The organism is Streptococcus mitis (assembly GCF_003942685.1).
GTDB lineage: Bacteria > Bacillota > Bacilli > Lactobacillales > Streptococcaceae > Streptococcus > Streptococcus mitis_CD.
Map to the genome: position 1 here is coordinate 1 of NZ_RJNR01000028.1, position 7,782 is coordinate 7,782.

Annotated in this window: 11 protein-coding genes and 1 pseudogene; 11 read left to right on the plus strand and 1 reads right to left on the minus strand. The window is 35.0% G+C overall.

Features of this window, described 5'->3' with window-relative positions:
* The 6 genes from D8855_RS10210 to D8855_RS10235 all read left to right on the plus strand — a co-directional run.
* The coding region (locus tag D8855_RS10210) for a hypothetical protein (RefSeq protein ID WP_260467396.1) at positions 1-336 on the plus strand (336 nt) is incomplete at its 5' end.
* Positions 329-709, plus strand: coding sequence for a thioredoxin domain-containing protein (locus D8855_RS10215; RefSeq protein ID WP_000566543.1), 381 nt, complete (start codon positions 329-331; stop codon positions 707-709). The genes D8855_RS10210 and D8855_RS10215, both read left to right, overlap by 8 nt.
* Positions 710-721: 12 nt before the next feature.
* A complete protein-coding gene (locus tag D8855_RS10220) occupies positions 722-955 on the plus strand; it encodes a hypothetical protein (protein WP_000840776.1) in 234 nt (77 codons plus the stop codon).
* Positions 956-957: 2 nt separating this feature from the next.
* Complete coding sequence (locus D8855_RS10225; protein ID WP_125417211.1) at positions 958-1,545, plus strand: CPBP family intramembrane glutamic endopeptidase; 588 nt, start codon at positions 958-960, stop codon at positions 1,543-1,545.
* A 516-nt stretch (positions 1,546-2,061) separates the two neighbouring features.
* Complete coding sequence (locus D8855_RS10230) at positions 2,062-2,649, plus strand: ABC transporter ATP-binding protein (RefSeq protein ID WP_125417212.1); 588 nt, start codon at positions 2,062-2,064, stop codon at positions 2,647-2,649.
* A gap of 3 nt (positions 2,650-2,652) precedes the next feature.
* Positions 2,653-3,837, plus strand: a complete 1,185-nt coding sequence (locus tag D8855_RS10235; protein WP_125417213.1) for an ABC transporter permease — start codon at positions 2,653-2,655, stop codon at positions 3,835-3,837.
* Positions 3,838-3,945: 108 nt separating this feature from the next.
* On the opposite strand, the pseudogene D8855_RS10240 reads toward D8855_RS10235, so the two are convergent.
* Positions 3,946-4,056 (minus strand): annotated as a pseudogene (locus tag D8855_RS10240) (IS30 family transposase); the annotation flags it as partial.
* A 192-nt stretch (positions 4,057-4,248) separates the two neighbouring features.
* Here D8855_RS10240 and D8855_RS10250 point away from each other — a divergent pair.
* The 5 genes from D8855_RS10250 to D8855_RS10270 all read left to right on the plus strand — a co-directional run.
* Positions 4,249-4,839, plus strand: coding sequence for a type IV toxin-antitoxin system AbiEi family antitoxin domain-containing protein (locus tag D8855_RS10250; RefSeq protein ID WP_185757592.1), 591 nt, complete (start codon positions 4,249-4,251; stop codon positions 4,837-4,839).
* A complete protein-coding gene (locus D8855_RS10255; RefSeq protein WP_125417215.1) occupies positions 4,839-5,675 on the plus strand; it encodes a nucleotidyl transferase AbiEii/AbiGii toxin family protein in 837 nt (278 codons plus the stop codon). Before D8855_RS10250 ends, D8855_RS10255 begins: the two co-directional genes overlap by 1 nt.
* 282 nt (positions 5,676-5,957) lie before the next feature.
* On the plus strand, positions 5,958-6,257 hold the full coding sequence (locus D8855_RS10260) for a hypothetical protein (protein WP_000869759.1): 300 nt from the start codon (positions 5,958-5,960) through the stop codon (positions 6,255-6,257).
* Positions 6,247-6,735: a hypothetical protein gene (locus D8855_RS10265; RefSeq protein WP_125417216.1), complete on the plus strand. Its 489-nt coding sequence runs from the start codon at positions 6,247-6,249 to the stop codon at positions 6,733-6,735. The genes D8855_RS10260 and D8855_RS10265 overlap by 11 nt, the downstream gene beginning before the upstream one ends.
* Positions 6,735-7,782 (plus strand): type IV secretory system conjugative DNA transfer family protein (locus D8855_RS10270; protein WP_185757593.1); only part of this gene is annotated, 1,048 nt, incomplete at its 3' end. The genes D8855_RS10265 and D8855_RS10270, both read left to right, overlap by 1 nt.

The window sequence follows — 7,782 nt, forward strand, 5'->3', positions numbered from 1 at the left end:
TGTGAGTTTGAGGTGACATTTTTAGATGATTACCATAAAAAACACAACTACCCCCTATTTTACGAATCCTATCTTCAAAACATTATGGAATTCCTTGAAAGTCAGGATATAAAGAACGGAGCTGATGCCTTTGTAGATGATAATCAGAATCTTGTTTTTGTTTTATATGGACAAGGCTATCGAGCCGAGGGAAAAGAGGGAATACTTACAACCCAAGTAACTGTAAAAGCTTATGATGAAGACAAGAAACCGATTAACTTCGCAAATTTATTAGATTCCTTAATCGTATCAGAATATCAAATGGAATCAAATTTGTTGGAGGTCTCCCATGATTGATCTCTATCTAAGTAAAAATAGCCAAAGAAATCAACTTCTTTTAGACTTCTTCCAAAACTATGGCATCGAGGTATCTTGTCATTCAGTTTCTGAAATGACAAAGGACAAATTAATTGAGATGATGAGCTATTCTTCAGATTGTTTCGAGTTTTTATCTCCAAATTTATTACGTTTTAAGAATCGAGATAACCTAAAATTAACAGATTTCATCGAAATGATATTAAAAAATCCTGAACTAACCATCAGACTTCCTCTTGCGGTTTCAAATAAGCGAGTTTATCCAAATCTGAATCTGGAGGAGGCTAGAGCTTTATTGCCAAGAGATACGAAACAATTGATTTACATGGCACAAACACATTATTTATCTAACTAAAGGAGAATCAATATGGCAGAACGATTTTGGGAGAACTTGTCCATTATTTTGGCTGAAAGAAATATCAGCTGGATTGAGTTAACCAGAAAAATGTTTGCGGGAGAGTTTCACTATCCAAGTGAATTGAATCGTTTGTATCAAAAGATTCGTCACTACAAGATGGAACAACGAATGCCTCAAAGTCCATGGGTAGAAAGGATTGTGCAGGTATTAGATTTAGATTATGAAGATTTATTTCGGAGGTAACTATGAAAAGAATAATTCCAGTTTATATATTCCAACAAGTAAATGTCCTATTGGTATCTCTATACTTACTGAAATTGCTTTGTATCGGTGAGTTAACTATACTACTGATTCTCTATGGAGCGTCACTCATTTCTTTTTTTTGGATGTATGGCAAACGAAAACAAGTGGCCAAGGTCAATATGAAAATTAGGATAAAGTGGATTGGTATTGGATTCGTTAGTCTACTGATTATAAGTCTATGTTTTAGTCTAATCCATGCTCAAGGAACCACGAATCAAGCAAACTTAATTGGTCTTCAACATCAAGTTCCTTGGTTTTCATTTTTATTGTTTTTGATCAATGCGAGTATGGTTGAAGAATTTCTGTATCGAGAAATCTTATGGAAGTTGGTCAGAAAATTAGACATCAGAATTGCCTTGACAAGTGTTTTGTTTGCCTTAGCTCATCATCCAGGAACCATTCTAGCTTGGTGTTTGTATGTTTCATTGGGAATGTTTTTAGGAATGGTACGCTATAAATCTGATTTATGGGGCAGTATGGGGCTACATTTGGTGTGGAACCTACTAGTTTATAGTTTACTGCTTTTTTAAAATAGGTGGCCTGATTTATTTGGTAACTTCTAAAACTAACTTCCAGTTTCCAACAACCTAGCTTTTAGTATGAGAAAAACGCGTGAAATCAGTAGAAATTCGTATTAGACTAACTTCCACTGGTTTTCTTTTTCTTGATATATAAGAGTTCAAAAGTGAAAAGACTCAGAAAAAAGTGTACGATAAATAGCCCTAAAACAGAGTCGTCTTAGAGTAAATTCCAGTTGCTAGCGTTTAGTGTGAGTCTTTTCGGATTAAAAAAACTATTGTATAACAAATAAAAATATGATATAATTAAAGCGTTTTCAAAGGTTGTCGGTATGATTGGAATACCTTCTATAGGTCTAGTATGAATTACCACAGACATAGCTATATTAACGTTCCATCATGATCTCGTTATTATAGCTATTCTGAGTATAAAGTTGGTTCTGGCTGAAATTATGATTGTTATGAGGTACTAAACTACTACAGCGTAGGTTATTAATCTTTAAAGTGTAAGAAAAAGGAGGGCTAGATATGTTGCAGCTTACTCATGTGACCTTAAAAACGCGACAAGTCATCTTACAAGATGTTGATTTTACATTTGAAAAGGGTAGGATTTATGGTATTCTTGCTATCAATGGCTCTGGAAAGACGACACTGTTCCGTGCCATTAGCAATTTAATTCCTATAAGTAGCGGAAATATCGCAGTCTCTCCTTCTTTGTTTTATTATGAGAGTATTGAATGGCTAGATGGAAACTTAAGTGGGATGGACTATCTTCGTCTGATCAAAAACGTCTGGAAGTCAGGGCTGAACTTGGGGGATGAAATTACCTATTGGGAAATGTCTGACTATATCAGCCTTCCCATTCGCAAGTATTCCTTAGGCATGAAGCAACGCTTGGTGATTGCCATGTATTTCCTCAGTCAGGCGAAATGCTGGCTTATGGATGAGATTACAAATGGCTTAGATGAGTATTATCGACAGAAGTTTTTTGATAGACTAGCACAAATCGATAGACAAGAACAGCTGGTTCTTTTAAGTTCCCACTACAAAGAAGAACTAGTTGATGTCTGCGATAGAGTAGTAACCATTCATCAGGGACAAATAGAAGAGGTTTAGTTTATGAAAGATGTTAGTCTATTTTTATTAAAAAAAGTTTTCAAAAGTCGCTTAAACTGGATTATCTTAGCTTTATTTGTATCTGGACTCGGTGTTACCTTTTATTTTAATAGTCAGACTGCAAACTCCGTCAGCTTGGAGAGCGAGTTGGAAACCCGTCTTGTAAAAAATGAGAGAGTCATCAATGAATATGAAGAGAAACTCTCCCAAATATCTGATACCAACTCTGAGGAATACCAAATTGCTAAAAGTAATTTAGAATCGCAAAAAAATCTTTTGACTCAAAAGAAAGAAATTCTAGCTTTGTTAAAAGAAGGACGCTGGAAAGAAGCCTACTATTTGCAGTGGCAAGATGAAGAGAAGAATTATGAAGTTATGTCAAATGAACCGACTGCTAGCTCTGACTTTAAAATGGCGGTTGACCGCCAACGAAAGATTTACCAAGCCCTGTATCCCTTGAACATAAAAGCGCACAATTTAGTTTATCCAACCCACGGTATTGATCAGATTGTCTGGATTTTAGAGGTTATCATCCCAAGCTTGTTTGTGGTTGCTATTATTTTTATGCTAACGCAACTATTTGCAGAAAGATATCAAAATCATCTGGACACAGCTCAGTTATATCCTTTTTCAAAAGTGGCATTTGCCATGTCCTCTCTTGGAGTTGGAGTGGGTTATGTAACTGTGCTTTTTATCGGAATCAGTGGATTTTCTTTTCTAGTGGGAAGTCTGATAAGTGGTTTTGGACAGTTAGATTATCCCTACCCGATTTATAGCTTAACGAATCAAGAAGTAACTATTGGAGAGATACAGGATGTGTTATTTCCTAGCTTGTTCTTAGCTTTCTTAGCCTTTATCGTCATTGTGGAAGTCGTCTACTTGATTGCTTACTTTTTCAAGCAAAAAATGCCTGTCCTCTTTCTTTCACTCATTGGAATTGTTGGCTTATTGTTTGGCATTCAAACAATTCAGCCTCTTCAAAGGATTGCACATCTGATTCCCTTTACTTACTTGCGTTCAGTGGAGATTTTATCTGGAAGATTACCTAAGCAAATTGATAATGTCAATCTGAATTGGAGCATGGGGATGGTCTTACTTCCTTGCCTGATTATCTTTTTGTTAGTGGGGATTCTATTTATCGAAAGATGGGGAAGTTCACGTAAAAAGGAAGTTTTTAATAGGTCTTAGTATTCCTATAGGGAAGGTGAGGAAAAAACTAACAGAGTGAGGGAACCAACTAGGTTCTCTCTTTTTGATGCGGACATCAAGAAGAAAACGCCAAATTTCAAGTTCAAGTTAGCAACCAAGAAGAAATTCTCTAGGAGACTTGTAGTGCAAGCATTTTTTAGGATAGTTATTAATCCAATTTTCGATGAATGCGACTTCTTTGGGAGTCATTTTCTTAGTTTCCTGAAGTATGGGGCTACATTTGGTGTGGAACCTATCAGTCTATGTCTTATTTTTTCTTTAATAGTAGCTGGTCTGTCTTACGTATGGATTAATTTTGAAATAAAAAACTAAATGAATTGATTTTAAAGAAATAAAATGCTAACATATATAGAAGATGTTAGCATTTTGTTTCTAAGAAAGGAGAATGATATGGTTGATAAAAGAGAGAAGCTGATGAACTCTTTCAATCAGTATGGTTTTTTAACTTTTAAACAAGTAATGGATGAAAATTTACACTACAAAACCTTATTGAAAATGGTTACAGAAGGAAAAATCGATGCTGAAGAAAAAGGGTTATATCGCTTACCTGATATTTATTTAGATGAGTGGTTTGTCCTTCAGTTTCGATTTCCAAAGGGAATCTTTTCTTTGGAGACAGCACTTTGGTTACATGGTTTATCTTTGACTATCCCTTTTAACATGACGATGAGTTTTCCTTATGGTACGAATACCAAAAACATTAAGGAAGCAGATATATGTCCTGTTATCTTACGCTCTCACTATAGTGAAGGAATAGTTGAGATAGAGCGTCTTCCTGGTCAATTTATTAAAGTTTACGAAGTTGAACGTGTTTTGGTTGAATGTCTAAGACCAGTTCATCAGGTGGATCTTCAAATTATTGCACCAGCCTTTAAGAAATATTTTCAACAGAATCAAATTCATTTACACAAATTATTTTATTATGCCCAGCTATTTAAAGTAACTGATAAGTTACAATCTTATACGGAGGTGCTATCTTAATGTTTTCAAATGCGAATAGCTTTAAAGCAAAAATCAAAAATATTTCAAAAGATAAGGGAATTCCAGCTCAACAAGTACAACAACATTATTTAATTGAGCAAGTGTTAAAGCTGATTTCTACTAGTACTTATAGAGATTCCTTCATTGTAAAAGGAGGGTATCTAATAGGTCAAATGATTGGACTAGATAAGCGAACCACAATGGATTTAGATGTCACTCTGAAGGGAACCGAAATGAGCAGAGAAAATTTGATTGATATCTTTGAAGAGATTCTTTGTTCTAAAACTGATGGTTTTTCATTTTCAGTAGATAAGCTAGAACCTATTCGCCAAGATGATGAATATGGAGGATTTTCATTAAAATTAAATGCAACTTTTGATACATTAAAGGAGGTTGTTTTTATTGATATTACTACTGGTGATAAAATCACACCAAGAGAAATTACTTATTCAATGACTTCTATCTTTACTAATGAAAGCATCAAGATATGGACATATAATCTAGAGACTGTACTTGCTGAAAAGTTAGAAACGATTATTAGTAGGGGATTAGCTTCGACGCGTCCACGTGATCGATATGATCTTTTCACCTTGTATAAACTTAGAAAAGAAGAGATTAATCTTGAAGTATTAAAAAATGCACTTGAGAATACGGCAGAAAAACGTAAAAGTAAAGAAATCATTTATAATTGGGAAGAACAAGTGAGAGAAATTGAACTTTCTGATTATCAGAAAGAGCTATGGATTCGTTATCAACGTCAATTTAAGTATGCTAAAGATATCTCATTTGATAACTCTGTTCAGGTTATTAAGGAAATTATGCAACAAATATTTTAGTACAAAATCAACTCATTCGTAAAGCAGTGAGTTGATTTTTTTATTCCAATAACCTCAAAAATGTGATAAAAATTTCAACTACTCTTATCTATAATAAAGCTACCTGTTCTTTGAAAATTGAATCCACTCCGTCTTGATTAGCGTGCCTGTGTAAGTAGGGACTGAGAGTATTTCCCTGTGAAGGGCAACTGGCACAAGACGTGTGTGAGAATTTTCTAACAGACACGGAGTTTATCGTTACCAGACTTAAACGATGCGACAAACTAGATAAAGGAGTTAATCATGAAGGTAGTAAACTTGTATGATTTGAAACAAATGGGAAATAAAGGTGGTTGCACCATCCAATTGATTCATCACTTTCCTTTTGGTATGGGCTTAGGACATCTCAAAAAAGACTACATTGAATTTAAACGTGTTGGTATCATTGATGGGAAAGCAGTAGAAGTTACTCTTCGAGAACCTTATTCGAGAGATCTACTGCAGGTTGTCAAGTCGATTAAGCAACGTCAGAAATTGATAGCTTATCGTTATAAGGAAGGAAAGCTGCTATTTGTTAAGAAGGAGGCATCAGATGTCCTCTGAACAACAGGAACGAATGGCAGTTCAATATGCTGAGCGTAGTCTTTTATTTACTGTAAAAAGTCTCTTAAAGATTCTAGAATGGTCTAGACGTCAGGCTCTAGCACAAGACTCTGCCTATAAGATAGGGGTACAGAAATTAGAAGAATTGCTACAATCTCCTTATTCGATTGATACGATTAATCTGAAAAAAGATTTTTTAGACAAACCAATTGATATAGAGAAATTTAAAGCTTTTTTAGAAAAAGAAGAGATTCCTTTGGCCATCGCTTGGCAAGGGGATTCTCTACATTTCTACACGAAAGACCGTTCGATTCTAGACAATCATTTGGACCATCTGTTAGAAAAAATGGTTAATGATCCGGAGAAATTAGCTGATTTTACCATGGAGAAGTCATTAGACCAAGCAATTGATGAGGCTAAATCCCAAATTACCTTTAGACAAGAAGGGGCCGTCAAACAGAAAGAGATGGTGAGATGATGTACAGTGGAAAGAAATTCCTACTATTCTCACTGTTAGGTATCTTACTAGGCTATCTTTTTCATCGTTTGACGCTTTTGTATGATTCCTATACTGGAAATACATTAGATAAATGGACTCATCTTCTGATGGAAGGTCAAGATGAAGTTCTTCAGTCGCCATGGAATATTTCATTTACTGGAAAATCAAGTGCTTTTTTTCTACTAGGCTTTGTAATGATGTTGCTGGTTTATCTCTATTTAGAGACTGGCAAAAAACAATACCGAGAAGGGGTAGAATACGGGAGCGCCCGTTTTGGAACTCTAAAAGAAAAGAAGTTTTTTTACGGTAAGGAATTTTCTCATGATACGATCTTAGCAGAAGATGTTCGTTTGACATTATTAGATAAAAAACCACCCCAATATGATAGAAATAAAAATATTGCGGTGATAGGAGGTTCAGGAAGTGGGAAGACATTTCGCTTTGTGAAACCTAATCTGATTCAGATGAATAGTTCTAATATTGTAGTGGATCCTAAAGATCACTTGGCCGAGAAAACAGGCAAACTCTTTTTAGAACATGGCTACCAAGTAAAGGTGTTAGATTTAGTCAATATGAAGAACTCAGATGGCTTCAATCCTTTTCGCTATATAGAGACAGAAAATGATTTGAATCGCATGCTGACGGTTTATTTTAATAACACCAAAGGCTCTGGCTCCCGAAGTGACCCATTTTGGGATGAAGCTTCTATGACTTTGGTACGAGCTTTAGCCTCCTACTTGGTCGATTTCTATAATCCACCCAAAACAAGAGAACAGCTCATTGAAGAGAGTCGTTTAAGTCAAAAGGAATACCAAAACTTGTTGAAACGTCAAAAAAAAGAAGTGGAAGAGCGAAAAAAACGAGGGAGTTATCCAAGTTTTGCTGAAATCTCAAAACTCATTAAACACTTATCCAAGGGTGAAAACCAAGAAAAAAGTGTCTTAGAAATTCTATTTGAAAATTATGCTAAAAAGTATGGGACTGAAAATTTTACCATGCGAAATTGGGCAGATTTTCAAAATTATA

Bases quoted from the DNA above. Each gene is read 5' to 3' on its own strand.
- D8855_RS10220 (WP_000840776.1), top strand. From the start codon at position 722: ATGGCAGAACGATTTTGGGAGAACTTGTCCATTATTTTGGCTGAAAGA.
- D8855_RS10250 (WP_185757592.1), top strand. From the start codon at position 4,249: ATGGTTGATAAAAGAGAGAAGCTGATGAACTCTTTCAATCAGTATGGT.
- D8855_RS10230 (WP_125417212.1), top strand. From the start codon at position 2,062: ATGTTGCAGCTTACTCATGTGACCTTAAAAACGCGACAAGTCATCTTA.
- D8855_RS10235 (WP_125417213.1), top strand. From the start codon at position 2,653: ATGAAAGATGTTAGTCTATTTTTATTAAAAAAAGTTTTCAAAAGTCGC.
- D8855_RS10215 (WP_000566543.1), top strand. From the start codon at position 329: ATGATTGATCTCTATCTAAGTAAAAATAGCCAAAGAAATCAACTTCTT.
- D8855_RS10260 (WP_000869759.1), top strand. From the start codon at position 5,958: ATGAAGGTAGTAAACTTGTATGATTTGAAACAAATGGGAAATAAAGGT.
- D8855_RS10255 (WP_125417215.1), top strand. From the start codon at position 4,839: ATGTTTTCAAATGCGAATAGCTTTAAAGCAAAAATCAAAAATATTTCA.
- D8855_RS10225 (WP_125417211.1), top strand. From the start codon at position 958: ATGAAAAGAATAATTCCAGTTTATATATTCCAACAAGTAAATGTCCTA.
- D8855_RS10265 (WP_125417216.1), top strand. From the start codon at position 6,247: ATGTCCTCTGAACAACAGGAACGAATGGCAGTTCAATATGCTGAGCGT.